We start from the raw sequence: 24960 nt of genomic DNA, 5'->3' as shown, positions 1-24960 counted from the left end.
CATCATTCGTTGTCAATGAAAAACCCTCTTCAGCTTACCATTAACATTGTGCTGGCGCTGGCTGTGGCCGGCTTGTACTTCCTGCATTTCAACCAGACGCCGGTAGCCCCGGCCATTGCCACCGACAAAAACACTGCGGTGCTGGCCACGCCCGAGCCCGCCGCCGACACCACGGCGGACACCGCCCCGGCCACCGAAGCAGCGCCCGCGGTGGTGGCTGCCGCTGCGCCCGTGCAGGACATGACCGGCGACTTCTCGGGCAAACTGGCCTACGTAGAATCGGGCAAGATGCTGGATGGCTACCAGGGCATGAAGGATGCACGTAAGTCGTTTGAGAGCAAGGCCCGCGGCTGGGAAAAGCAGAACCAGAACATGCTGGCTACCTTCAAAGCTGCCGTGGAAGCCTACCAGAAGCAAGCGCCCAGCCTCACCGCCGAGCAGCGCGCCGCCTCCGAGCAGAAGCTGCAGGAGCAGCAGCAGCAGGTGGGCCAGCAGCAGCAGATGCTGCAGCAGCAGGCCCAGCAGGAAGAAGCCAAGCTCACCCAAACCGTGCTCGAAAGCGTGAATAAAAAGGTGGAAGCCTACGGCAAAGCCCACGGCTACAAGCTGATTCTGATTGCGGCGCCCAGCGGCACCATTGCCTACGGCGAGAAAAACCTCGATATCACCACGCCGGTGCTGGCATATTTGAACGCCGCCTACCGGAAAAAGTAGCAGCGGGTTCGCTGGCCCACTACGAGGCCGGCTTTTAGCGCGTCATGCAGAGCAGAGCGAAGCGTCTTTGTCACAGTAGTAATCGATTTACTGCTGCGGCAGAGACGCTTCGCTCTGCTCTGCATGACGCGCTTTTTTATGCGCTATGCGATGTCCTGCCTATGCCGGTTTGCGGCGCTTTGTACCCCTGGTTTATTTTCTTAAAAGCCCAAGCAACCCTCCCCGCCGAAACCTGCTCTTCACCCAACACTCACCTCGCCAATAAAACCAACTGCCTGCCGTTAGCCGTCGCGCTTGCTGACCGGGGCAGGTTCTTTTCCACTTTATCTTCTGCATGAAGACACTTTTTCGCATGGCCGCGCTGAGCAGCGTGGCGCTGCTGGGGGCCGCTGCCACGGTCCACGCGCAGCAAAATAACCGCTTCACTATCAGTGGCTACGTGCGCGACGGTGCTACCAGCGAAAGCCTGCCCGGGGTAGCGGTGGTGCACCCTGCCAGCGGCCAGGGCACTACCACCAACACCTACGGTTTCTACTCCCTCACCTTGGTGGCCAGTTCCGATTCGGTGCGGCTGCTGGTATCGGCGCTGGGCTACGAGAAGCAGCGGCTGGCGCAGAAATCCGACCGCAGCTTCACCCACGATTTCCACCTTAAAACCTCCACCGCCGAGCTGGCTGACGTGGAAGTGGTGGGCAGCAGGGAGGAGAAAATTGCCGAAAGCACGCGCATGGGTACCATCAACGTGCCAGTAGCTCAGATAAAGTTGCTGCCTGCGCTGTTTGGCGAAACCGATGTACTGAAGGTGCTCCAGCTGCTGCCCGGCGTGCAGGGTGGGGGCGAGGGCAGCAGCGGCCTGTACGTGCGCGGTGGCTCGCCCGACCAGAACCTGATGCTGCTCGATGGCACGCCCATCTACAACGCCTCGCACCTGTTCGGCTTCTTCTCGGTATTCAATGCCGACGCCATCAAGAACGTGGAGCTGATAAAGGGTGGGTTTCCGGCGCGCTACGGCGGGCGGCTGTCGTCGGTGGTGGATATTTCGATGAAGGAGGGCAACATGCAGAAGCTGCACGGCGAAGGCGCCATTGGGCTCATTGCCTCGCGCTTCACGCTGGAAGGACCCATCAAGAAAGACACGGCCTCGTTCATCTTTTCGGCCCGCCGTACTTACATCGACATTCTGGCCCGGCCCCTCATCAAGGCCCAGACCGATGGCTTGACGGCCGGCTACTACTTCTACGACCTCAATGGCAAGCTGAACTGGAAGCTGAGCTCACGCGACCGCCTGTACCTGAGCGGCTACATGGGCTACGACGAGTTTTATGCCGACGACGAGTCGACCAACGACGATGGCGGCTACTTCAAGCAGAAAAGCGCCCTGGGCTGGGGCAACCGCATTGCCGCTCTGCGCTGGAACCACGTGGTGAACGACCGGCTGTTTATGAACACAACCCTCACCTACACGCGTTACCAGTTCGATGTGGGCTCGACGCAGGAGGACCGGTACAAAGACAGCAACGGCCAGCAGCGCGATGAAAAATACTCGCTCAATTACCTGTCGAATATTCAGGATGTGAGCGCAAAGCTGGACTTCGACTACGTGCCCAACCCCAACCACTACATCCGGTTTGGTGGGCAGTTCATCCGGCACCAGTTCCGGCCCGGGACCTTGCAAAGCGAGGGCAGCATCGACCCCAGCCAGAACCAGGCAACGGGCCGCCGCATCGGGGCCAGCGAGGGCAGCCTCTACGTCGAAGACGACGTGAAGCTAACCGACCGCCTGAAGGTGAATGTGGGCCTGCGCGTGAACAGCTTCCTGGTAGATAGCAAGCTGTACCCAAGCGTAGAGCCGCGCGTGTCGGGCCGCTTCCTGCTCACCGAAGACTGGGCCCTGAAAGCTTCCTACGCCCGCACCACGCAGTACGTGCACCTGCTCACCAACAGCGGCATCGGCCTGCCCACCGACCTGTGGGTGCCTGCCACGGCCAAAACCCAGCCCCAGAAGGCCCAGCAGTTCAGTGTAGGGGCGGCCCGCAACCTGCGTTTCGGCGGCGAGGACTTCGAACTGAGCCTGGAAACCTACTACAAGCCTATGCAGAACCTGATTGAGTTCCGCGAGGGCGCTGATTTTGTGGGTACTACCGACGATAATTACGAGTCCAAAATCACCAGCGGCCAGGGCTGGGCCTACGGAGCCGAGCTGTTTCTGCAGAAGAAAACCGGCAAGACCACTGGTTGGATTGGCTATACTCTGGCTTGGAACAACCGCCGCTTTCCGGAGCTGAACCAAGGTCAGCTCTATCCTTACAAGTACGACCGGCGCCACGACTTCAAGCTGGTCGTCATCCACGAGTTCAGCCCCACGCTTACGCTCTCGGGCACGTTCGTGTACGGCACCGGCAACGCCGTGACGCTTTCGCAGGGGCGCTACCAGCTGGGGTCCTACGAAACGTTTGAGGACTACGGGTCCCGCAACAGCTACCGCATGGCCGCTTACCACCGCCTCGACCTCGACCTGAGCCATACCAAGAAAAAGCGCTGGGGTGAAGTGGTGAATAGCTTTAGCGTGTACAATGCCTACAACCGCAAAAACCCTTATTTCATCTATTTGGGCCGCGCCGCCGGTAGCGAGAAGCTTAGTTACCGGCAGGTATCACTGTTTCCCATTCTGCCTTCGTTCAGCAAAACGTTTCGGTTTTAACGCATCGTCAGCATGAAAATAAATACCCTTCTCACTCTGCTCGCCACCAGTGCCCTGGCCAACTGCGAAACCACCGTAGACCTGCCCGAGCCACCGCACACGCCCCGCGTAGCCCTGCTCTATAATCTTACCCCAACGCCGCAGGATTCATCGTTTGGAGAGCTGTACAATGCGCGACAGCTCTACATCAGCAACAGCCAGCGTGTATTCGATACCAGCCAATTAACCGGTCGCACCGATGCCGCCGTGGAGCTGCGCAATGCCGCCGGGACCGTAGTGGAACGCTACCGACCGGTGAGCACGGGCGGCAATCCGCAGTACGGCTATCCGGGCATTACGGGCTACTACCGGCCGGTGCTGGGCTTCCGGCCTCAGGTGGGACAGCCCTATACCCTGCGTGCCACGCTGCCCGGGCTCGAAACGGCCGAAAGCACCCTCACGCTGCCCGCCCCGCCCGTAGTGGAGAGCGGCAGCTACGTGCCCCGAACCGCTGCTAATCCCAATTCCGGCCAGTACACGGGCCGCCTGAATGTGGTACTGCGCGACGACCCTGGTACCGCCAATTACTACATGGCCTTCGCCCGCCTGCTCGACCGGCAGGGCCAGCCCGGCAACTGGAGCTCGGTGCAAGTGGACTACGACAGCCAGAGCAACACCGCCGGCAACATTGGCCAGTTCCAGCTATCGAGCCCCCAGCAGAACTACAGCCTGTACCCCTTCGCCGATACTGATGTGAATGGCCAGCGCATCAGTCTGACAGCTGATGTGAGCTTTTATAGCACCTGCTATCCACCCAGCAGCAACTGCCCAGAGCCGGGCTATATCGAGGTCTATGTCAGCAGCATCACACGCGAGGCGTACGACTTTTACCTTTCGCGCCGCCGTTATTACGACAGCGACGGCAACCCCTTTGCCGAGCCCGCACCCCTGGCCTCCAATGTGCGCAACGGCTACGGCTTGTTTGGTGGGGCCACCGATGTCACCTACCGCATCGCACTTCCGTAAAATTCCTTATCGAACCATTAAACCTGGATTCGATGTTTTCGTCCAAATCCCATAAAACTGGTTTTTCATCCTAACCTAAACGACGCGCTCCGGCGCGAATCTTATGCGGACCAAATCAATGTTTCTGACACTGGGCCTGTTTCTGCTGCTGGGCAGCCACGCGGCCAACGCGCAGGTTTCTGTAACCATTGGCTCGGGTGGCTACTATCCGCGCGCTTACTATGGCCCTCGCTACTATTATCCACCCCGCCCGGTGGTAGTGTACCCCGCTCCGCCGCCCGTTATTGTGGCCCCGCGCCCGGTTTATTATGCACCACGTCCGGTGTACTACGCCCCCCGACCTTACTACTATCGCGGGCACGGTCACGGCCGCCGCTGGTAAGAGTTCTTCGCTTTGGTTTTATTCTAAAAAGGGCCCGCTATGATAGTAGCGGGCCCTTTTTATGTTTAACGAGTTAGCTGTTTTACGCTTATTGGGCGCTACGCAGCAGTCGGATGGAGAGCTTGCCATCGGCGGAGCGGGCCGAGTAGAGGCCGGCGGGCACGTTGGCGCCGGGAGCCCACTGCACTTTGCCATCGACCTGGCTGGTGAGGTGGGCCACCACGCGGCCCAGGTTGTCGCAGACGGTGAGCTGCTGCACGCCAGCCGTGGGCAGCTGGAACTGCACCTGCTCGGTGAAGGGCGTGGGGTAGGCCGAAACCTGGGCCGAGGCGGCAGCGTTGTAAGTAGCCAAAGCCGTGCGGTACACGTGGAACGTGACAGGAATTGTGATGAGGTTGCGCAGGGGCGAGGCATCATCGGTCACGGTCACGCTCACGCGGTAGGTGCCGTTGGGCAGGCTCAGCGGCGGCGTGAAAGTGAGGCGGCCCATGCCAGCGGCTGCCCCCGCCTGGATAACAGCGCCGGGCACCGTGTTCTGCTCCAGCGTGAAGGCCAGCGGCGTGGTGCCGGGGATAAAGGCCGAGAAGTTGACGGAGATGGGCTCGCCGGCCAGCACGGCGATGGGAGCCGTCAGGGGCTTCGTAGTGGTTTGGGAGCCATCCTGCACGGTCATCACCGGAGAAAGAACCGGTGTGGCGGCGGTAGGACTGGAATACACAATCCAAAGCATGTCGCGCCGGGTGGTGCCAATGGCCACGTAGGCGCCGTTCTCGCGGCGCCACTCGGTCACTTTCACTACCACCACGTACTTGTTGTCTCCATCCGTCGCCGGTGTGGCGAGGTAGCGGTTGGGTGTGAAGCTGAAGGTGCCTTGCAAAGCGGAAAAAGCAAAGCGGGGGCGCGTGGTAGCCACAACAATATTCGGAGGGCATGCCGGGCGAATAATGGACCCATTCTCAAATACCGTATCCTGACTTACCGCAATAGGCAAAAACTGCGTGTATCCACTTGAAGGAGTGGTGCAGTTGATGAGACGAGTGCCACACCGCGGGTCGATGGCTGGGGTGCAGCCCACGCCGGGATATGTGGTGTAGGTTTCGTAGCTATTGCAGGCGTTCAGGGGCCGTTCCAGGCTGTAGGAAAGCGAGTCGCCATCCACATCAAATGCTCCGATGTGGAGCAGGGCGTTCTGGTTGACGGGCAGAAAGATAGTGGGCTGGCTGCTGAACGTGACCGAATTGTTTACGCGGCCCCGATTGTCAAGCGTGGCTTCAAGGCGTAAGTTGCCGGCTGAGTTGAGATTAGTGATTAAGGGACGGCTTGCTTCTTCTATCGACAGTATCCACTGGTTGGGAGCTAACGTCACAGTACCCTCGTAGTGATAAGTAGCAAAGTTGACCGGCCCGGTAGGCACTCCCCCAATTAACGCACACACTGCAGTGGGCTGAACTGCAGAGCTATAGGGTGAGCCATAAAAAGGTTGCCCTACCATATTTAGGGTTGTTGTGGTGCCCGTACTGCTACATGCCGTCTGGCAGTTCAGGTTGAGGGAGGAGGGAGGAAAAATGCCCGAGCAGTCGCGGAAAAAGTCGACCCGGACCCGGTAGCTATTGCCGCCCAACGAGGTGTAGGTAAGGCTACCACCCACCGCGTGCGAGGCCCGAGCCGACCGGGCAAACCCTAGACTCAGACCGGCTAAAAAGAGGATAAGAAAACGTAAACGTGAAAACATAGAAAGGAGGGGAGAAGTGGAAGCAAAAGAGAGAATCAAATGAAGAAATCAATCCAGCAGCAAGTGCGTAAGCGCAGCAGTAGAACAGCATTTTTAGCATCAGCACCATCTTTTAAACTGTGTCCCAGCGCCTGACTATTGCCTTAGCAAAAACCACCAAAATGGTGCCAGTATGGGGTTCGCTATGAATTATTTATCATTTTTTTGGCAGAAAAAGACCCCGCCATATAATGACGGGGTCTTGTATGATAGCATCCTCAAAAAGGTACTTACTGAGCGCTGCGCAGTAGTCGGATGGAGAGCTTGCCATCGGCGGAGCGGGCCGAGTAGAGGCCGGCGGGCACGTTGGCGCCGGGAGCCCACTGCACTTTGCCATCGACCTGGCTGGTGAGGTGGGCCACCACGCGGCCCAGGTTGTCGCAGACGGTGAGTTGCTGCACGCCGGCCGTGGGCAGCTGGAACTGCACCTGCTCGGTGAAAGGCGTGGGGTAGGCCGAAACCTGGGCCGAAGCAGCAGCATTGTAAGTAGCCAGGGCGGTGCGGTACACGCGGAAGGCGACGGGTACGGTAATAATATTGCGCAAAGGGGCAGCATCATCGGTCACGGTCACGCTCACGCGGTAGGTGCCATTGGGCAGGCTCAAGGGCGGGGTGAAAGTGAGGCGGCCGGTGCCGGGCGTGGCACCGGGCTGGATGACGGCACCGGGCACCGTGTTCTGTTCCAGGGTGAAGGCCAGGGGCGTGGCGCCGGTGGTCGTGGCCGAGAAGGTGACGGAGATGGGCTCGCCGGCCTGTACGGCAATGGGAGCCGTCAGGGCTTGGCTGCTGGTCTGCGAGCCATTCTGCACCGTCACCGTCGGCGACAACCGAGGCTGTATGGCAGCCGTGCCACCGTCGTACACAATCCAGAGCATGTCGCGGCGGGTAGTACCAATGGCCACGTAGGCACCGTTCTCCCGGCGCCACTCGGTCACTTTCACTACCACCACGTACTTGTTGTCTCCGTAAGCCGAAGACGTGAGCAGGTAGCGGTTAGGTGTGAAGCTGAAACTGCCCTGTAGCGCCGAAAAATAGAAGCGGGGCTGTATTGTAGCCGTCACGAGGTTGCCAGAAGCAGGGCAGGCCGGTCGGGTAGTTGAACCGTTCTCATATACGGTGTCGTTGGCAACAGAAATCGGCAGAGACTGCGAGTAATTGCTGGCAGGGCTAGTGCAGTTGATAAAGCGGCGGCTGCAAAGCGGGTCAAGTCCGGTTTGGCAGCTCGTAGTGGGGTAAGTCGCATAGGTTTCATAGGTATTGCAGCCACCCAGAGGCCGGTCCAGGGCATACGAAAGCGAGTCGCCGTCCGCATCGAAAGCACCAATTTGCAGCAGGTTAGGCTGGTTGTAGGGCACGAAGAAAGTAGGCAGGTTGCTGTAGGCCACCGAGTTGTTCACGCGGCCGCGGTTGTCGAGTGTAGCTTCGAGCCGCAGGGTTCCGCTGTTACTGAGATTGGTAACGGAGGGACGAGCCGATTCTTCTGCCGCCAAAATCCACTGATTGGGGGTCAACGTCACAGTGCCCTCGTAGCGAAAGGCCGCAAAGTTGGCTGGTGCGCTGGCTGGCGCACTGCCAGTCAAAGGGCATACTGCCGTCGGCTGAATAGTCGAGTTATAAGGCGTACCAATGAATGGGGCACCGACTTGGTTCAGAACAACCGTTGTACCAGCTGCACCACAGGCTGTGGTGCAGTTAAGAGTAAAGGACGTGGGAGCCGCAATGCCCGAGCAGTCGCGAAAGAAATCGACCCGGACCCGGTAGCTATTGCCGCCCAACGAGGTGTAGGTGAGGCTGCCGCCCTGAGCGTGCGATGCCTGAGCCTGCCGGGCAAAGCCCAGTCCGAGCCCGAACAGCAGGAGGATGAGAAAACGTAGGCGTGAAAACATAGAAAGGAGGGGAAAAGTGAAAGGGTGAAAAATGGAAATGAGTGAAAAAAAAACGATTGATTAGCAAAAACGAAGGCTGGTTATTCGCTTAATAAGCTGGTATACAATAGGTAGACAATGGTGCTTGATGCGTTGAACTACTAGCCGATAATGATATAAGAAATCGCTTTTATGCCCGCTAAAATTATGCCACTATATATAATTCCAATAAAAACCGGTATTTGTACTGGGTAGGCCGCAAGCGACGGGTTTATTTGAAAACAGCAATGCAGAAACGATTGAAAATCGGGTAGGTATAGCGGTGCTTCAACGAAAGAAGCGCTATAATTTTGCTTAATCTTACAGACGTAATCTCCCCTTATTTGGCTTCTCATGAATAGTAAAATAGTTGCGTTGAGCGCGGTAGTGCTACTAGCCGGCTGCAACCAAACGGCCCCCGTTACCTCCACGCCCACTGCTGCCCCCGAGGCGGCCGTTACGCCCGCCCCCAGTTCCACCGATTCGGCCACGGCTGCTGTCACCCCGCCGCCCGCCGAAGGCGCGGCCACCGCTACCGCCACCACGCCAGCCCTGACCGAAGCTGAAACGATGAAAATGTCGTTCAGCTTCAAGTCCACTCCCGACCCCGACGACCCCAGCCATCCGCGCACCAGTGCCCACCTGCTGCTACAGGGACGCAAGCCGCTGGATATCGACCTCGGCAAATTCATGAGCAAGCCCGACGTGGTAGACGCTGCCAAAGCCAAGGCCGCCAATTTCCCAAGCGACATGCTAATGGGCTTCCGCAGCTACTCGGCCTCCACTGGCACCAGCCAGGACTTGGCCGTACTGAGCGTAGACGGCCACCGCCTGCGCATCGTGCAGCGCCGCGTAGAGGAAACCGCACCCGAAGCCGGAACTTTCGAAACCGCCCGCGAGATTCCACTGCCGGCCAACACGCGGGTAGTGGTAGCAGCTGCGAAGTAGCCCCCGCAGCAGCGTAATATCGTACTTATTAGGTAGTAGACAGCCCGTCATGCAAAGCGGGGCGACGCATCTTTACCGCAGTAGTAAATCCCGTTGATTGGATTACTGCCGCGGTAAAGATGCGTCGCCCCGCTCTGCATGATAACTTGAAAACAATAGGCTAGAGTCCTTTAGGCCTCAATGTGCCGGCTGGGCATAGCGCGAACTTTCCGTTCGCGTCCCTGCGTCGCTTCAAGAAGCGAACGGAAAGTTCGCGCTACGAGCCACTGTTGCCGAAACCGCTCTACGGTTGGCCAATGGCAGCCACTGTCAGAGTATCTGTTGCAGGCCGTTGGCTTTGGCCTGCGCACCGGCAAGGTTACGGATGGCTACCAGCCGCCGGCGGTCGGCGTAGCTTTCCTCCAGCAGGCTATTGGGGGCAATGGCGGCACCAGTTGGGAAAACCAGCAGCAGGTAGCCTCGGTGTAGGTTCATCACAACGATGTCGCGTCGGTATTCCTTCGGGTCGAAGGGTGGCATTTCGCCCGTGTAGTAGAAGCTGGGCGAGTTCCATTTAATCTGTTCCCCAATGGTAGGGTCGGTGACCAGGATGCTTTGCCGCACCGCCTCAGCCACCGCCCGCAATGGTGGCTGAGGCGGTGCGGGGACTCCTCGACGGTTTGCGGCGGCGCGGATTTGGGCGGAGTGGTTCCGGGCATGAATCAGGAACCGGCGCGCTTATAGGTGAGGATAACGACGCCTGTGCTGGTTGTCGCAGTATTAGTGAGCTTAAACTCAGAACCGATTTCGGCGGTGAACAGCCGCTTGCCGCTGCCTAATACCACCGGGAAAATCATGATGCGGTAGGTATCGATGAGCTGGTGCTGACGCAGGTATTCAACCAGCTGCCCACTGCCGTAAATCAACAGATTTTGGCCAGGCTCCTGTTTCAACTTAGCCACGGCAGCGGCCACATCGCCTTGGATGATTTCGGCATTCCATTCAGCGGTTTGCAGCGTGTGGGAGGCCACATGCTTGGGCAGGCTGTTCATGATGGTGGCGCCGGGGGCGTCGGGCATGTTGGGCCAGGCGCTGGCAAAGGCTTCGTAGGTCACGCGGCCCAGTAGCAGGGCGTCGGCGGTCTGCATCAGCTCGCTTTGAAACTCGCCCAGTTCGTCGTTGAAATAGGGGGTGGTCCAGGCGGGATTCTCCATCACGCCATCAAGAGATAGGTATTCGGCGGCAACTACTTTGCACATAATACAGCAGCTAAAAAGGGCTTATTCGCTGGTAGATTTCTGAAAATTGAAGAGCCAATTGATGCCGAACCGGTCGGTGAGTGTGCCAAATCGCCCGCCCCAAGGCATATCGGCCAGCGCGTCAACGACCTGACCGCCATCGCTCAGTCGGGCAAAGGTTTCCTCAAGTTCGGCATCGTTGTCGAAGTGCAGGCTCATTCTCACGTTGTTGCCCACGGTGTAGGACCCGCCCATGCGGCCGGTATCAGCGCCCATGATGATAAAATCGGTGGTGGTGAGGGTGCCGTGCATGATTTTATCCTGCGCTTCGGCCGGCATGTGCGCTGCCGCGGGCGAGTCGCCGAACCGCTGCAGGTTGAGTTCGCCGCCGAGGCAGCTTTGGTAGAAGTTGAGGACTTCGCGGCAGTTGCCGATGAAGAAGAGGTAGGGGCTGAAGTGAACCATGAGTTTGGGGAAAAGTGGATTTTAGATGATGTTCAATGAGGAACCTCGCCCTCTCTCCAGAGAGGGAGGCACTGGTTCTTGGGGACGATGCTTGGAGCGCCTGCTTTATTCGCGCCGTGGGGCTTGGGAGGCTAGGCGTGCTATACCACCGGGGCTGCATAAGCTGCTGTGGGTTCGCTGGCGTCAGCGGCGGGCTGGGCGAGGTACTGCTTCCAGAGAAAGTAGATGCCGAAAACTATCAGCAGCATTACCAGGGCCGGGATGGTACCAAACATGCCCAGTCCCGCGAACAGAACCGAAGCCGCGGCCCCGGCGAAATCGATGACGAAGCCCGCGAAAGCCCATTCTTTCAGGGTGCGGTACTTGTTCTGGAGCAGGGCCAGCGCCCCAAGGATTTTGGCTGCGCCCGTAATGGTCATCACATACATTGGGTAGCCGAGCTGGCGCATACCTTCCTGGCCGTTCTTCTCCATCAGGAGGCCGGCTACGCCGTCGGCAATCATTATCAGACAAAAGAGGATGGTGAGCGTCCAATACAGGCGGGCAGTAGTACGAGGTTTCATAGTGGAAAGGGGTTTGATTTGGTTGCTAGAATGTTATGTTTGCAGAGACGTCCTGCTGCGCAACGGATTTTTGGCGGCTCAACACAGCAGTGAAGGTGCTTCGAAGTGCGCGGCATGACGGCCAGGAGGTAAATCAATTGCTAAAAATCTGATTGCCTAACTGGTTTAGCAAAGGTATTAGCAAAATATATCGGCAAACAGGGGCAATTGTGCCGAAGTAGGGGGCTGAATGCGGCAGGGTTCTGCCTACATTTGAGCCATGAAGCATATCTCGATTCTAGTGCCGGCTGGCGATGCGGTGGTCGGTAGTATTGAAGGGCCGCACAAGGTGTTCAGCCAGGTGAATGACTTGCTGGCGGGCATGGGCCAGCCACCGGCCTTTCAAGTTGAGCTGGTCGGCCTCACCCGGCATAAGACCTTTAACCGGGGCATCTTCACGCTGCACGCTGCCCGCACCATCGACGAAGACTTTCGCACCGACCTCGTTATTATTCCCGCGCCGCACGGCGACCTGGTGGAGGCCGTGGCGCTCAACGAAGACCTCATTGCCTGGATACGTCGGCAGCACGAGGCCGGGGCCGAAGTAGCCAGCCTGTGCCTGGGCGCGTTTCTGCTGGCCGCCACCGGCCTGATGGATGGCCGGCAGTGCGCTACGCACTGGCTGGGCGCGCCGCAGTTCGCCACTATGTACCCGGCCGTGCACCTCGTGGCCGAGCAGGTGATTACTGACGAGCAGGGCCTCTACAGCAGTGGTGGGGCTTATTCCTACCTCAATCTGGTGCTGTACCTGGTGGAGAAATACGTGAGCCGCGAGATGGCCGTGTGCTGCGCCAAGGTGTTTCAGATTGACATTGGGCGGCGTAGTCAGTCGCCATTCGTTATTTTCCAAGGCCAGAAAGGGCACGACGACGAACCCGTAAAAAAGACCCAGGAATTCATTGAGCAGCACTTTGCCGATAAAATTTCCATCGACGAACTGGCGGCCCTGGCCTGCCTGAGCCGCCGCAATTTTGAGCGTCGCTTCAAAAAAGCCACCACCAACACCGTGGCCGAATACATCCAGCGCGTGAAGATTGAGGCGGCCAAAATGAGCCTGGAGTCATCGCGCGAGAACGTGAACGAGGTGATGTACTCAGTGGGCTATTCCGATACCAAAGCCTTCCGGACGTTGTTTAAGCGTATTACGGGCGTGTCGCCACTGGCATATCGGGACAAATACAGCCGCAAAGGCACGGCAGCGCTGGCAGCGTAAGCGGCTTGGTAATTAAAATGCCTTTACGGATTCGTTAGTTACCCGAATCACAGCTATTGCGTCTTTCGCGATGAGGATGACAGTATTCTTATGCCGTCGCATCATCTGCCTTTAGCTCTTGCATGCTCTAGCCGGTCGAGGTGCTGGCTATAGAAATGCTGGATGTGGTAGCAGCAGAACCAGGGCGTAACCCCAGCGCTGACTACTGCGGTGAGAGTAAGTTGCCTAAGCTGCCGGGCGACGACTCTGCTGGCGGCAGGCCAAAATGGCGACGTTCAGGGCAATGCAATAGCACCAGGTGCTGCGTTTGGTCCGCCCCCTCAAATCCGGGTCAGGCTTTCCACAGCTAAATCACTATCTCCTGGTAGAAGGTATACTCGTCATTGACATCGTGCAATAAAGCCGGTATACCTGCCGCGGCTGCTACTGGGTAAGAGGTGGCCACAAAATCGGGAGAGACAACGGCAGCAGGCATAGCCAGAAAGGTTGCTGCAACCTATGCACGCCACCACCGGTCAGGGCAACATCGGCGGCCGTAACGGGCAGCCATTCTTTCACCTTTTAGCCCCTTTCCCGATGCTGACCCCTGTACTCAAAACAACTGCGCTGGCCCTGCTGGCGGGCGCTCTGTGCTTCACTACTGCCTGCCAGAAGCAGGAAGTGGCCGTAGAGGATATGCAGAAAGGCACGCTACCGCGCCCCCTCACCGGGGCCGAGCGTAACACCCTGACCAGCGCCAACGACTTTGCGTTTCGGGCTTTTGGGGCGTTGCGGGGCAACGCCCCCGCCACCAACATCTGCATCTCGCCGCTCAGCATTTCGGCGGCCCTCACCATGGTCTATAATGGGGCCGATGGCACCACCAAAGCGGATATGAAACAGACGCTGGGATTCCAGCCGCAGACGGATACCGAAATTAACGAGTCGTTTCAGAGCCTGTTTTCACTGTTTCAGGGCCTCGACCCGCAGGTGACCTTTACCACGGGCAACTCCATCTGGTACGGGCAGCAGTTTCAGCTCCAGACGCCCTTTGTGCAGACCAACCAGCAGTATTTCGGAGCCACAGTGCAGCCGGTGAGCTTTGGCGCGCCCGCCACTACCAACCTGATAAACAGCTGGGTGAATACTCAGACGCGGGGCAAGATTCCAACCATCCTGGACATGACTACTGCCGATGACGTGATGTACCTGATAAACGCCCTCTACTTCAAAGGCACCTGGACCTACCGCTTCGACCCGCGCAACACCCGGCCCAGCCTGTTTTATCCCGAAACCGGAGCCCCGGTAAACAAGGATTTTATGAGCCTGACCACCGGCCGCTACCGCCGCTACCAAGATGCCCAGCAGCAGGTTATCGACCTGCCCTACGGCAACCAGCAGTTCAGCATGACCTTCGTGGTGCCCCAGGGCCAAAGCACCCTGGCCAGCGTGGCCGCCCGCCTCACCCGCCCGCAGCTCGAAACCTGGCTGGCTGCCGCCGATACCACCGGCATGGAACTGCACCTGCCCAAGTTCCGCCTCGAATACAAGGAAGAGCTGCGGCAGTCACTCACGCAACTGGGCATGGGCTCGTCGTTTATTAATGCCAATTTTAGCCGGATGCTGGCCGGGGGGAGCTCAGGGCTGGCCATTAGCTCGGTGAAGCACAAGACCTTTTTGGAAGTGAACGAGGAAGGCACCGAAGCAGCTGCCGTCACGTCGGTAGGCATTGTCACTACCTCCCTGCCGCCGGTGGTGCAGGTAAACCGGCCGTTCCTGTTCCTTATCCGGGAGAAGTCGTCGGGCGCCATCTTGTTCATCGGGCAGATTACCAACCCGTAGGTGGGGGTTGCGCTGGCCGTAAGCGCATAGCCCGTAACTGTGAGCCGCTGGTAATGGTGAGTCTGTGACTCGTGTTGGCTAGGCCAGCTCGGGGCCTGACCCTTCGGAAACTGCAGCCGCTGTGGCTACAGATTTAACACAGAGGTGTCGGCATACATTCGCTGGGCCATGCTGATTAAATACAGCGCGGGCTTTCACAGAATAAACGGCTGATGAGTCTTCGTTTTGGGTTCTCGATGTGGCGTGTCAGCTTGTTGCTGAGCGTGTGTTGCTTACTGATGACGTTGGGCAGCCGGGCGCAGTCGCTCCGCGTTGTGCTGCGCGACTCGCTCACCCAGAGCCCCGTGATTGGGGGCAGTGTGAGTGTGCCGGGCACGGGCGTGGGCGCTGCTACCGATGTGAAAGGTGAGGCCGTGCTCACGCCAGCCCCGGCCCCCGGCACTCGCCTGCGCGTGGAGGCCCTGGGCTACCGGCCGCAACTGGTGGCCACGCCCGCTGCCGGAACGGCGCTCACGCTTCAGTTGGCTCCTGCCACCCAGGCCATCGAGGAAGAGGTGCTGGTGACGGCCACACGTACCAACTCGCGCCTCGAAGACCTGCCCACCCGCGTGGAGGTACTGGGGGAGGAGGAGCTGACCGAAGAAAACGGCATCAAGCCCGGCAATATTGCCTCCTTGCTCGGCGATATTGCCGGCACCCAAATTCAACCTACCTCGCCCACCACTGGCAACGCCGACCTGCGCATTCAGGGCCTGCCGGGGCGCTACTCCCAGATACTGCGCGACGGCCTGCCGCTGCTGGGCGGCTACTCGGGCTCGTTCGGCATCCTGCAGATTCCGCCGCTCGACTTGCGCCAGATTGAGCTGATAAAGGGCTCCAGCTCCACGCTGTATGGCGGTGGGGCCATTGCGGGCCTGGTAAACCTGGTGAGCAAAACGCCGGTGCTCGGCAGCCCGCAGCTCACCTTCACGGCCAACCAGTCCACACTAAAGGAAAGCAACCTCAACGGCTTTGCCAGCGGGCGCAACCAGCGCGTGGGCTACACGCTGTTTGCGGGCGGCACCCGGCAGCAAAGCGTGGATGTGGACGGCGACGGCTTCGTGGACGTGCCGCGGCTGCGCAACTTTACGGTGCACCCGCGCCTGTTTTATTACCCCAAAAATGGCCAGCTGGCTCTGGGCTACACCGGCACCGTGGAAGACCGGCAGGGCGGCGACGCGGCCGTGGTGCAGGGCGGCGCAAGCACCCTGGTGCCGAAGTTCTTTGTCACGAACAAAACGGAGCGTCACTCCACCGACCTCACTTATACCCAGGACAGCGTGGCCGGCGGCAGCCTCACGGTGAAGGCCACGGCCAGCTGGTTTCGGCGGGCGGTGAGCACCAATACCGTGGGCTACGCAGCTCGGCAGCTAAGCTATTATTCGGAAGTGAGCTACCTGCACCGCTACGGCCACCACACACTGGTGGGGGGCCTCAACGTGCTGGGCGAAGACTTTGAGCCGCTGCTCGCCGAAAGCCGGACGCCCCTACTCAACGACTACCGCTATGCCACCGTGGGCGGCTTCGTGCAGGACGACTGGCAGCTGACGCCCACTCTAAGCGTGCAGGGCGGCCTGCGCCTCGACCACCACAACACCTATGGCAACTTCCTGCTGCCCCGCGCCGCTGTGCTCTTCAAAGCCAGCCCCGATGTGACGCTGCGCCTGAACGGCGGTTTCGGCTACCGCGTGCCGGTGCCGTACGTGAACGAGCTGGATGAACGCGAAATCCCGCTGGTACAGCCGCTGCAAAACCTCAGCGCCGAGCGCAGCCAGGGACTGAACGGCGACGTCAACTACCAGCACCGCTTTGCCTCCGGCCTCAGCCTGAACCTAAACCAAGGTTTCTTCTACACCCGTCTGCAAGACCCGCTGGTGCTCAACCAGGCACGGATAATCGATTACCCCGTGCCCGTTGGCACCTTTGAGCTGCCGATAAACTGGTACAACGCCGCCGCGCCCACCGTGAGCCAGGGCCTGGAAAGCTACGTCCGCCTGCGCCACCACGAAACCGAAATCTACCTGGGCTACCTCTACACCTACGCCCGGCGGCGCTATGATGCCATCAGCCCCAACGTGCCGCTGGCGGCCCGCCACAAGCTTGCCACCGTGGCCACACAGGAGTTGAGCGAGCACCTGGCCGTGGGCATTGAGGCCAGCTATACCGGACGTCAGTATCTCGACGAGGGTTCTACCCGCCCGGGCTACCCCGTGGTAGCCGCGCTGGTGCGCTACACCGCCGGCCCCTGGACCTTCATTCTGAACGGCGAAAACCTGTTCGACTACCGCCAGACGCGCCGCGAGGCAGTGGCGCTGGGCGACCGCGCCAATCCTTATTTCCCAGAGCTGTGGGCCCCGGTAGAGGGCCGCGTCCTCAATGTGTCGGTGAACTGGAAATGGCTGCGCTAGCCTGCTCACCCGACGGTGCCGTGCTGTTGCCCCGCGCATGCTGCCGGAAGTGCAGTTCCAGCACAGCCTGTATTTTTTCCGGCGTCAGGGGCTTGTTGATGCGGCCGGCAGCCGGTAGCGCATCGAGGCGCATTAGGTCGCGGGTATCCATTGAGGTGGTGAGCACTACTACAGTGGTGCCCTGGCGCTGGGCTGGCGGCAGCTGCTGGTAGGCTTCCAAGAACTCGATGCCGTTCATGATGGGCATCTGAATATCGAGCAGAATGAGGGCGGGCAGCGCGGAAGCACTGGCAGTTGGTTGCAGCAGCGTCAGGGCTTCCTGGCCATTGGCCGCTACCAGTATGTGGGCGGCCACGTCAAGACGCTTGAGAAGCCGCTCATTCAGAAAATTATTGGTCGGGTCGTCATCGACCAGCAGCACGCTGGTAAGTTTGGGCATAGCCCAGCCATACGCAGAAGCAAACGTTGGGGTTTACGCATAGTCAGGCAGCACCACCGAAAAAACGGACCCCACGCCGGGCTCACTTCGGACCCAGATATTGCCACCGGCATTTTCTACAATGCGCTTCACCATGTAGAGGCCTACGCCCGTGCCCTCCACGTGGGTGTGCAGCCGCCGAAACATCACAAACAGTTTGCTCTGCTGTTCCTCAGTCAGGCCCAGACCGTTGTCCTGCACTTCCAGGTGCACCTGCTGATTGGTGCAGAAAGCCCGGAGCAGCACCTGCGGGGGCCGGCCCGGCACCTGGTACTTGATAGCGTTCGAAAGCAGGTTATAGAGAATGCTGCGCAAGTTTTTGGGTGAGAAGCGCACGGTGGGGCAGGCGGCAATATCGACCGTGAGCTGGCCTTGTGCGGCGGTCAGCATGGGGGCCAGGTCGAGGGATACAGCCTCGACCTGGGCGGCCAGGTCCACCAGCTCGGCGGGCTCGGCGTGGGCCTGTTGCAGCTTGCTGATGTCGGTGAGGTGCACCAGTGTCCGCTGAAACCGTTCTACCGAGCCGTGCATGAAGCCGAGTAGCTTGGCCACTTCCGGGTCTTGGCGCACGGTGCCGGGCAGCTGCTCGCGCAGGGCCAGCAGCAGGCCTTCAATGTTGGCAATTGGTGCCTTGAGGTCGTGCGAGGCCGTGTACACAAAGGTGTCCAGGTCCACGTTGGTGTAGTTGAGGCGGGCATTGGCGTCGCGCAGCTCCTCGTTGGCCACCTGCATTTCCTCGTTGATGGCGGCCAGTTCTTCGTTCAGCTCCTGCACCTGCTCGCGGGCCAGCGTTTGCTCCGTAATATCAGTCACGAGGCTGTAGAATCCCTTCACCTCGCCGTTTTGCACATCGGGGATGTAGTCGGTTTTGATGTGCTTCACGAAGTCTTCGCGGTAGGGCATTCGGGCCTCAAACGACAGCCGTTCGCCGCCCAGGGCGCGGTCCATATAGCTTTTGGTGTTGTTGTAGGCCTGCTCGCCCACTACGTCGCGCACCGTGCGGCCCAGTAGCGCGGCCGGGTCGAAATTGAACCAGTTTCGGTAGGCATGATTGACAAACTGGTAGCGCCGCTCCTGGTCGAGGTAGCCGATGAGCACGGGCAGGGCATCGGTGAGCAAGCGCAGGCGTTGGGCGTTGGCCTCCACGGCGTCGCGGGCCCGCACCTTATCGGTCGAATCCAGGATAAACGCCAGAATGCCCGTCGTCTTCCCCTGGTCGTCGAGCAGCGGCTGATAGGTGAAATCTACGTAAATCGTTTCGGGCTTGCCAGTAGTAGGGTCCAATAAGGCAATGGGCATTTCCCGGCCTACAAACGGTTTGCCAGTGGCATATACTTCGTCAAGCAGGCCAATAAACCCCTGTGCTATCACTTCCGGAAACACTTCGGCCACCGTGAGGCCGAGGGCGGTGCGGTTGCCCGAAAGCCGTTGGTAAGGCTCGTTGAAAAATGAGTAGCGGTGCTCGGGCCCGCTCAGCGTGGCAATGGAAGCCGGCACCTGGCTCAAAATCTGCTGAAGCAGTTGCTGCTGCCGGGACACCGCCTGGGTGCGTTCGGCCACACGGCTTTCCAGCTCCTGATTAAGGGTAGAAAGGGTCTGTTGCGATTCGGCCAATGCCGTGTTGGTTTGCAGAAACTCATCGTTGCTGGCCCGCAGCTCCTCGTTGATGGCGGCCAGCTCTTCGTTCAGTTCCTGCACCTGCTGGCGGGCGCGCACCTGCTCGGTTACCTCAACCGCAATATCGATGACGCCCAGCACTTCGCCGTCAGGCCCGTATAAAGGCTTGTAGACGAAGTCGTAGTATGTCGTTTCCAGCCGGCCGTTACGTAGCAAATTGGCCGGTACCTCAGTACCCACAAACGGGACCTGTGTGCGTGCTACTTCCCGCAGGAGCTCAACAAAGCCCTGGTTGCGCAGTTCGGGTACGCCGTCCAGCAGCGGCCGGCCCAGCACCTCGGCCGGTGGATGGCCCCACAGCTCGCAGACCAAGTCGTTGGCGGTGGTCACCACACAGTCGTCGCCCTGAAACAGGCAGATGGCCACCGGCGACTGCGTGAGCACGGCCTGGAACAGGTTGCGCTCGGTCTCGGCCTCGGCGCGGGCCGCCAGCTCGCGGGACTGGCTGGCGCGCAGCTCTTCCACTATGTCGGTACGGGACTGGTCATTGGCGTCGTCGAAGCTCACTACCAGCACCTCGCCCTGGCGCTGAGCCACCAGAAAATAGTAGCTATCCAGGCCGTCTTGCTGGTAATTGTTCTGGCGGCGCTCCACCTTGCCTGACAGAAAGGCATCGCGGTAAAACCCAAACACGCCCGCTGTCTTCGCCGTCGGATAGAGCGTCAGGAACGATTCCGCGGGGCGCTGGGGCAGTTGCAGCATCTGCTGGGCAGCAGGGTTGAGGTACACCACGGCCATGTCGACAATGGTAGTTCCACTGGCGTCATATACCGGGCGCAGCACCATGATGCCCGTTTGGGATATATTGAGCACAACTTCTAGCAGCTCCTGAGAAGCAGGCAGGTCGGCTGGTAGCGCTGATGGGGTCAAATCGGGCATGGAGGGGCTACTGTGGGCGGGAGAAGCGTTGCTAAATTACTGGTTACCGCCGCAGAAGTTGGGACCTATCCTCGCTCTACAAACGTAAGGCGGTTGCCAAATGGGTCAATAACAGTCATCTCCTGCGCAGTAGGGTCGTAGAAAGGTGCGTGCAGGCCGGGCTTGTTGTAAGGGTAGTTCTTATCCAGCAGCTGTTGATGAAAAGGCGCCAGCGCCCGGAAGTCATCAATAAAAACACGGGCGCCCGGCGAGCAGTCGCCGTGGTGCTCCGAGAGGTGCAGGCTGATATCACCGAGCGTGATTTGCAGGTAGGCCGGGCTGCCTTCCGGCCGGTGCTCCCAGTCGATGCGGAAGCCCAGCCAATCCTTATAAAATTCCAGGGCTTTGACGTAGTCGAAAATGCGGAGAATGGGCTTGACGGTAGCCATGCGGCGGGCGTTGCTTGTGGATGGTTGTTTTGAACGGTTAAGCTACGGCTTGGCTGCGGTAGAAGGCCAGCCGGGGATTGGCAAAGCAGCAAAGAATGCGTTGCACGACGTTCTTTGTCTGCACGTACTTGCTCTTTCCAGATGCGCACTGCCAGAAGCCTCAAAACAGATTTCCGCCAATCCTGCCGGCTCGGTACCGGGCGGCCCTACCTGCTGGCGCAAGCCTACCCCCACGCTGACTTTTCAGATGCCATTATTGAAGTCGCAAGGCGGAATTTTGCCTACGATGGACAAGCGGAATCCGACCGGGCAGCATACGTTTACGGCCTTTACTACCTGTCGCGGCAGCAGGCCCGAATTCGGCGGGCCGTGCTCAAGGCCCTGGCCACCGAGCAGGACGATACCTGGACGCTGACGCAGCTTTTTGCCCTCGCGCTAAAGTTTGCGCAGGAAGGCCATACCCAGGCACGGCGGGCAATCTGCCGGCGGTTTCTAGTGCGGCCCATCAGCGGTTCCGACTGGGCGGGCGCTGATGAAATCATTGCGCTCGATGGCCTGGAAGGCTTTCAATACATCGCCCGCAAAGTAGGCCGTAAGCTGGCGCGCTACGCCGATGGCTGGGAAGACGAAACCTACATCGACTCATTTCAGGAGCGGTATCCGGCTATGAATGCGTGGGCCGAGCTGCGCCAACTGGCCACTGAGGATGAGGACGCGCGCCGCTACCTGCACAACGTGGAGGCTACCATGGCCAGCCGGACCGAGTATCTGGCGCAACGCCCGCCTGAAGTACCGGATGCTGACCTTGCAAACATCCTGCGCATGCCTGGCCGCTATATCAGCAGCCAGCGGCTACGCAAGCGTGGGTTGGCGCCTCACGAAATCCAGCAGCTAGCGGAGCAGCTGCTGACGGAACAGGACCCCCGCGTGCGGGAAAGCCTGTATAAGGTGTTCACCCTGTTTCCATTCCCGCTGCCCTTCGGGCCGATTCTGGCGCAGGCCCGCCAGAAGCCCAACCGCCAGAATCAGCGGCTTATCAGCTACGCCCTCGATGCGCTGAAGCTTTTGCAGGCTCCGGAAATTCGGGCTTTTGCCCTGGAGCGAATGCAGCGCTCAAGCCAGCCGGGGCTTTATGCCGAAATCCTGACCAGCAACTACCAGAAAGGCGACGCTACGCTGCTTACCGCGCTGGTGGAGCGCACCCACAGTGAGAGCGGTATCGAGTGGCTGGCCATCAGCTGCACCAGCATCTACGAAGCCAACAAAACGCCGGAGTGCGCCGCCCCGCTGCTGGCCCTGTACTCGAAAATGACCTGCGGTATTCATCGCTTTGAAGTAATAAAGCTGCTGATTGCCAGCAAGGTGTTGCCCGGCTGGTTGAATAAGGAGCTGCCCTTCGACAGCTACGTCAAAACCCAGGCGCTGCACCAGCCGCAGCCGTAACCTGGGAAGTGCTGCCATGTCTAGCCTTAGAAGGCCACAGCCCCGCCAGCAAACACTAACGGGGCTGTAGTAGCGCAACCAGACGGGCTGCGCAGATTAGGAGCGTGGTGGGAAAATCCCCTGCACCGCAATGTAGTAGGCCAGGACCTGGTAGGGCTGCATGTTGTTGTGCGGCTGCGCCGAGCCGGTAGCACCTGAGGCCATGTACGCCGTGCTGGTGGCCGCGTACTGCGGCCGGCCCGCGCCGTTGCTGGCCAGGTAGGCATTCTCGGGCGAGGCGGTATTGCCCAGGCTCTGGCTGTAGCTAAGCGCCATCGTGTGGCTGTGGGCGGGCATTTCGGTGGGCAGGAGTGTCACGGCGTCGCTGCCACCGGTTTGGCCCAGGTCGTAATAAGAGAGCCCCGGGCCCTGCCCAGCCCCCAGGGGCACGCGGCCATTTAGGTTGGGCAGGGCAAAATTACTCTGCCCGTTGCCGCCGTAGGTGGTGCCCAGTAGCGCAAACAGGGCGGTGTTCTGGCTGAGGGGCAGCAGCTGTCCGTCGCAGCGAACGTAGCCGTGTGGGGCGAAATTGAAAGCGGCCATGATGATTTCACCCACAAAAGGGCTGCCCGCACTGCTGCTGACGCCGGCTGGGGAAGCAATCCGTGCCGGCGCGGCTGCTTTGGCCAGTAGCCGGCGGCCAAACAGGGCCTGCATTGGGCTGGCCAGAAAGCTGCCGGCCACCACGGCACTCAGGCGCTTGAGCAGGCTGCGCCGGGCCGGTTGCGGCAGGGTAGGCGGCGTGGGAGCGCCGAGCGGTTCAGAGGAAGAGGTTGACATGGCTATTGAGAAGGGAAAACGCCTTGTAGGGCAATGGCAAATTCGATGCACAGATAAGGTTGCCGGTTTTCGTGGGCCTGGCCGCCGCCGAGGCTGTTCGTCACGTTCACGTTGGGGCCCGTGGTGCTGGCCAGGCTGGTGTTTACGTCGTAGCCGTACTGGGCCGAGCCGCCGCCGCTGTCGGCCAGGTAATTATCCACCGCCGGACCCGTGCTTCCGGAGAGAGGCGTGGTGCCCAGGCCTGCGCTGGCCTTAAGCCCGTGGGTGTGCGGCACCATTTCGCTGGTGTTCAACGTGTGGAATTCGGTGCCCGCCCGCTGACCCAGCACGTAGTTGAAGCCGCCGTCCTGAATCGGTATGCGGCCCCGCAGGTCCGGTAGGGCAAAGGTGGTCTGCCCGTTGCCACCATAACTGGTGCCCAGCAGCGCAAACAGCGCCTGATTTTGGTTAATAGGCAGCACCTGGCCCCGGCACAAGGCGTAGCCACCTGGCGCAAAATTGAAGGAAATTGGCATTATTTCCCCTAAGAATGGGGAGTTGTTTCCACCACTCGACTGCGAAGGGAATAGCCCATACAGCGAGATAATGTAGTTGATGACCAGATAGGGCTGCATGTTTTCGTGTGGCTGGCTGCCCCCGAAAACCCCCAGGATTTGCACGGGCTGCTGCGTGAGGCCGGTGGCGCTGGTGGTGTACTGAGCCGCGCCGGCTCCATTGTCGGCCGGGAAAGCATTGACAGGCGAAGCCGTGGTGCCCGGCGACCGGGTAGCGCCTGGCGTGTGATTGTGCACCGGGATTTGCTGCAAGTTGAGCGTGACGCTTTCCACGCCGCCAGTTTGGCCAATGATGTAGCTCTGCGAGATGCCGGGCCCCTGGCCCGTGCCCATCGGGGCCCGGCCCCGCAGGTCAGGTAAGCGAAAGGTTGTCTCCCCATCGCCGCCATAGGTGGTGCCAATGAGCTGAAATAGGACATCGTTTTCGGAAATAGACAGGTAGCTGCCATCGCAGAAGGCCCAGCCGGCCGGTGCAAAATTGCCCGCGAACAAGGCAATTTCACCTACGTAAGGCGAACCTGCGCTGGGCCGCATCGACACCAGTGCGGGAGCTTGTGGCGCAGCCTCGGTGGCTCCAGGCAGCAGCCCGCTTAAGGCTCGTCGCAGCCAGGAGCGCCGCGACGAGGCCGCGCCCGATGACGCGGCAGAAAATAAATTTGCCATAAAAAATGAGGAAATCAGCAACGAAAAAGACCTGCCCGGCTGTGGCCGCTGGCTACGACTCGCGGCGCCAGGCGCCGTTGGTGTAGATGTAGCGGGCGCCGTACCGGGGCAGGATGTTGCCCGTGCCACTGGTCGATATCACCGGCAGGTACTCGGTGTCGTTGTTAATAATGACCAGGCGCTGGCCTTCCGTGCCGGGCTGCAGCGTGACCGAGCCGATAGTGCTGCTGCTGTTGGTGGTGTACACGATGGTGGTGGCGGCGGGCGTCAGGTTCACAGCTGTGGTAGGCGCGGCCAGTGTGGCCATGCTTTCCGAGTTTAGCGTGCCTACGCTCACCCAGCCCTGGCCCGTAATGTACTGGTACAAGCCGGGCGTGTTGTCGGTTTGGGTGATGAGCAGGCCCGAAGCGGGCGAAACAATGGCGTCGCGCTGGGCCTTGGTCAGGCGCGGGGGCAGAAAGCCCTTGGTGGTGGAAGCTACTTCCAACTGGGCCGTGGCCGCCGGCGTAGTGGTTCCGATGCCCACGTTCTGGTTTTGGGCCTGTGCGGAGCCGGCCAGCAGCAGGGCCCCGGCCAACAAACTGATGCGGTGGCCCAGCCACAATTGAGTAAAAAAGTGATGCATGTATTGCGAAGGTTAGTTAAAGCAGAAACAGAGTGCAGGTTAATAGATAACCCGCAAATCAGTGCCGACAAAATTACTGATTTATTCAACTATTCAATATGAATAACTGATGAGTTTGTAGCAGTAGAAATTAACGCTGGCTGCCGGGGTATGCGGTGAACTTAAGCTGACCAAGAACGCTTTGATGCTGGTTACTGTGCAGGC

At 59.8% G+C, this 24960-nt stretch carries 22 protein-coding genes; 9 read left to right on the top strand and 13 right to left on the bottom strand.

The window, feature by feature from the left end; all coding sequences use genetic code 11:
• Positions 1-15 precede the first annotated feature (15 nt).
• From J4E00_RS12070 to J4E00_RS12055, 4 genes are all read left to right on the top strand, one after another.
• A complete protein-coding gene (locus J4E00_RS12070; RefSeq protein WP_208175395.1) occupies positions 16-714 on the top strand; it encodes an OmpH family outer membrane protein in 699 nt (232 codons plus the stop codon).
• 334 nt (positions 715-1048) lie between these two features.
• Positions 1049-3415: a TonB-dependent receptor gene (locus J4E00_RS12065; protein WP_236049718.1), complete on the top strand. Its 2367-nt coding sequence runs from the start codon at positions 1049-1051 to the stop codon at positions 3413-3415.
• A gap of 12 nt (positions 3416-3427) precedes the next feature.
• A complete protein-coding gene (locus J4E00_RS12060; protein ID WP_208175394.1) occupies positions 3428-4420 on the top strand; it encodes a DUF4249 domain-containing protein in 993 nt (330 codons plus the stop codon).
• A 103-nt stretch (positions 4421-4523) separates the two neighbouring features.
• A complete protein-coding gene (locus J4E00_RS12055; protein ID WP_208175393.1) occupies positions 4524-4802 on the top strand; it encodes a hypothetical protein in 279 nt (92 codons plus the stop codon).
• A gap of 88 nt (positions 4803-4890) precedes the next feature.
• Here the strand turns inward: J4E00_RS12055 and J4E00_RS12050 are convergent, their stop codons facing one another.
• A complete protein-coding gene (locus tag J4E00_RS12050; RefSeq protein WP_208175392.1) occupies positions 4891-6534 on the bottom strand; it encodes a hypothetical protein in 1644 nt (547 codons plus the stop codon).
• A 269-nt stretch (positions 6535-6803) separates the two neighbouring features.
• The gene (locus J4E00_RS12045) at positions 6804-8459 is read right to left on the bottom strand and encodes a hypothetical protein (RefSeq protein WP_208175391.1); all 1656 of its coding nucleotides are present in this window, start codon (positions 8457-8459) and stop codon (positions 6804-6806) included.
• Between the two features lie 372 nt (positions 8460-8831).
• Here J4E00_RS12045 and J4E00_RS12040 point away from each other — a divergent pair, with 372 nt between their 5' ends.
• On the top strand, positions 8832-9425 hold the full coding sequence (locus tag J4E00_RS12040) for a hypothetical protein (protein WP_208175390.1): 594 nt from the start codon (positions 8832-8834) through the stop codon (positions 9423-9425).
• A gap of 309 nt (positions 9426-9734) precedes the next feature.
• Here the strand turns inward: J4E00_RS12040 and J4E00_RS12035 are convergent, their stop codons facing one another.
• From J4E00_RS12035 to J4E00_RS12020, 4 genes are all read right to left on the bottom strand, one after another.
• Positions 9735-10040, bottom strand: coding sequence for a DUF1801 domain-containing protein (locus tag J4E00_RS12035; RefSeq protein ID WP_317196618.1), 306 nt, complete (start codon positions 10038-10040; stop codon positions 9735-9737).
• Positions 10041-10126: 86 nt separating this feature from the next.
• Positions 10127-10663 carry a dihydrofolate reductase family protein gene (locus tag J4E00_RS12030; RefSeq protein WP_208175388.1) on the bottom strand — a complete coding sequence of 179 codons (537 nt, stop codon included), beginning with the start codon at positions 10661-10663 and terminating at the stop codon, positions 10127-10129.
• A 21-nt stretch (positions 10664-10684) separates the two neighbouring features.
• Positions 10685-11107 (bottom strand): VOC family protein, encoded by a 423-nt coding sequence (locus J4E00_RS12025; protein ID WP_208175387.1) that lies wholly within the window; start codon positions 11105-11107, stop codon positions 10685-10687.
• 140 nt (positions 11108-11247) lie between these two features.
• Positions 11248-11670 carry a DoxX family protein gene (locus tag J4E00_RS12020; protein ID WP_208175386.1) on the bottom strand — a complete coding sequence of 141 codons (423 nt, stop codon included), beginning with the start codon at positions 11668-11670 and terminating at the stop codon, positions 11248-11250.
• Positions 11671-11929: 259 nt separating this feature from the next.
• Here J4E00_RS12020 and J4E00_RS12015 point away from each other — a divergent pair, with 259 nt between their 5' ends.
• Positions 11930-12922: a GlxA family transcriptional regulator gene (locus J4E00_RS12015; RefSeq protein WP_208175385.1), complete on the top strand. Its 993-nt coding sequence runs from the start codon at positions 11930-11932 to the stop codon at positions 12920-12922.
• Between the two features lie 346 nt (positions 12923-13268).
• On the opposite strand, the gene J4E00_RS29835 is transcribed toward J4E00_RS12015, so the two are convergent.
• On the bottom strand, positions 13269-13397 hold the full coding sequence (locus J4E00_RS29835) for a hypothetical protein (protein WP_262898404.1): 129 nt from the start codon (positions 13395-13397) through the stop codon (positions 13269-13271).
• A 101-nt stretch (positions 13398-13498) separates the two neighbouring features.
• Between J4E00_RS29835 and J4E00_RS12010 the strand changes: the two genes are divergently transcribed.
• Complete coding sequence (locus J4E00_RS12010; RefSeq protein WP_208175384.1) at positions 13499-14743, top strand: serpin family protein; 1245 nt, start codon at positions 13499-13501, stop codon at positions 14741-14743.
• 212 nt (positions 14744-14955) lie between these two features.
• Entirely contained in the window at positions 14956-17190 is a 2235-nt protein-coding gene (locus J4E00_RS12005) for a TonB-dependent receptor domain-containing protein (RefSeq protein ID WP_208175383.1), read from the top strand.
• Here the strand turns inward: J4E00_RS12005 and J4E00_RS12000 are convergent.
• The 3 genes from J4E00_RS12000 to J4E00_RS11990 form a co-directional block, all read right to left on the bottom strand.
• A complete protein-coding gene (locus J4E00_RS12000) occupies positions 17156-17629 on the bottom strand; it encodes a response regulator (protein WP_208175382.1) in 474 nt (157 codons plus the stop codon). The genes J4E00_RS12005 and J4E00_RS12000 overlap by 35 nt on opposite strands.
• Positions 17630-17662: 33 nt before the next feature.
• The gene (locus tag J4E00_RS11995) at positions 17663-20224 is read right to left on the bottom strand and encodes a PAS domain-containing protein (RefSeq protein WP_208175381.1); all 2562 of its coding nucleotides are present in this window, start codon (positions 20222-20224) and stop codon (positions 17663-17665) included.
• A 65-nt stretch (positions 20225-20289) separates the two neighbouring features.
• Positions 20290-20652, bottom strand: a complete 363-nt coding sequence (locus J4E00_RS11990; protein ID WP_208175380.1) for a glyoxalase superfamily protein — start codon at positions 20650-20652, stop codon at positions 20290-20292.
• A 141-nt stretch (positions 20653-20793) separates the two neighbouring features.
• Here J4E00_RS11990 and J4E00_RS11985 point away from each other — a divergent pair, with 141 nt between their 5' ends.
• A complete protein-coding gene (locus J4E00_RS11985) occupies positions 20794-22095 on the top strand; it encodes a hypothetical protein (RefSeq protein WP_208175379.1) in 1302 nt (433 codons plus the stop codon).
• Positions 22096-22191: 96 nt separating this feature from the next.
• Here J4E00_RS11985 and J4E00_RS11980 read toward each other — a convergent pair whose 3' ends face one another.
• Genes J4E00_RS11980 through J4E00_RS11965 form a run of 3 tightly spaced genes read right to left on the bottom strand, consistent with a single transcriptional unit; the run spans position 22192 to position 24756 of the window.
• Entirely contained in the window at positions 22192-22914 is a 723-nt protein-coding gene (locus J4E00_RS11980; protein ID WP_317196614.1) for a phage tail protein, read from the bottom strand.
• A gap of 2 nt (positions 22915-22916) precedes the next feature.
• Positions 22917-24131 carry a phage tail protein gene (locus J4E00_RS30005; protein WP_317196613.1) on the bottom strand — a complete coding sequence of 405 codons (1215 nt, stop codon included), beginning with the start codon at positions 24129-24131 and terminating at the stop codon, positions 22917-22919.
• A gap of 52 nt (positions 24132-24183) precedes the next feature.
• Complete coding sequence (locus tag J4E00_RS11965) at positions 24184-24756, bottom strand: hypothetical protein (protein ID WP_208175378.1); 573 nt, start codon at positions 24754-24756, stop codon at positions 24184-24186.
• Positions 24757-24960: the final 204 nt, after the last annotated feature.

It is taken from the genome of Hymenobacter negativus, from assembly GCF_017571495.1.
Classification (GTDB): domain Bacteria; phylum Bacteroidota; class Bacteroidia; order Cytophagales; family Hymenobacteraceae; genus Hymenobacter; species Hymenobacter negativus.
Note: the sequence above shows the minus strand (reverse complement) of the source record. Positions and strands in the feature narration are given on the sequence as shown.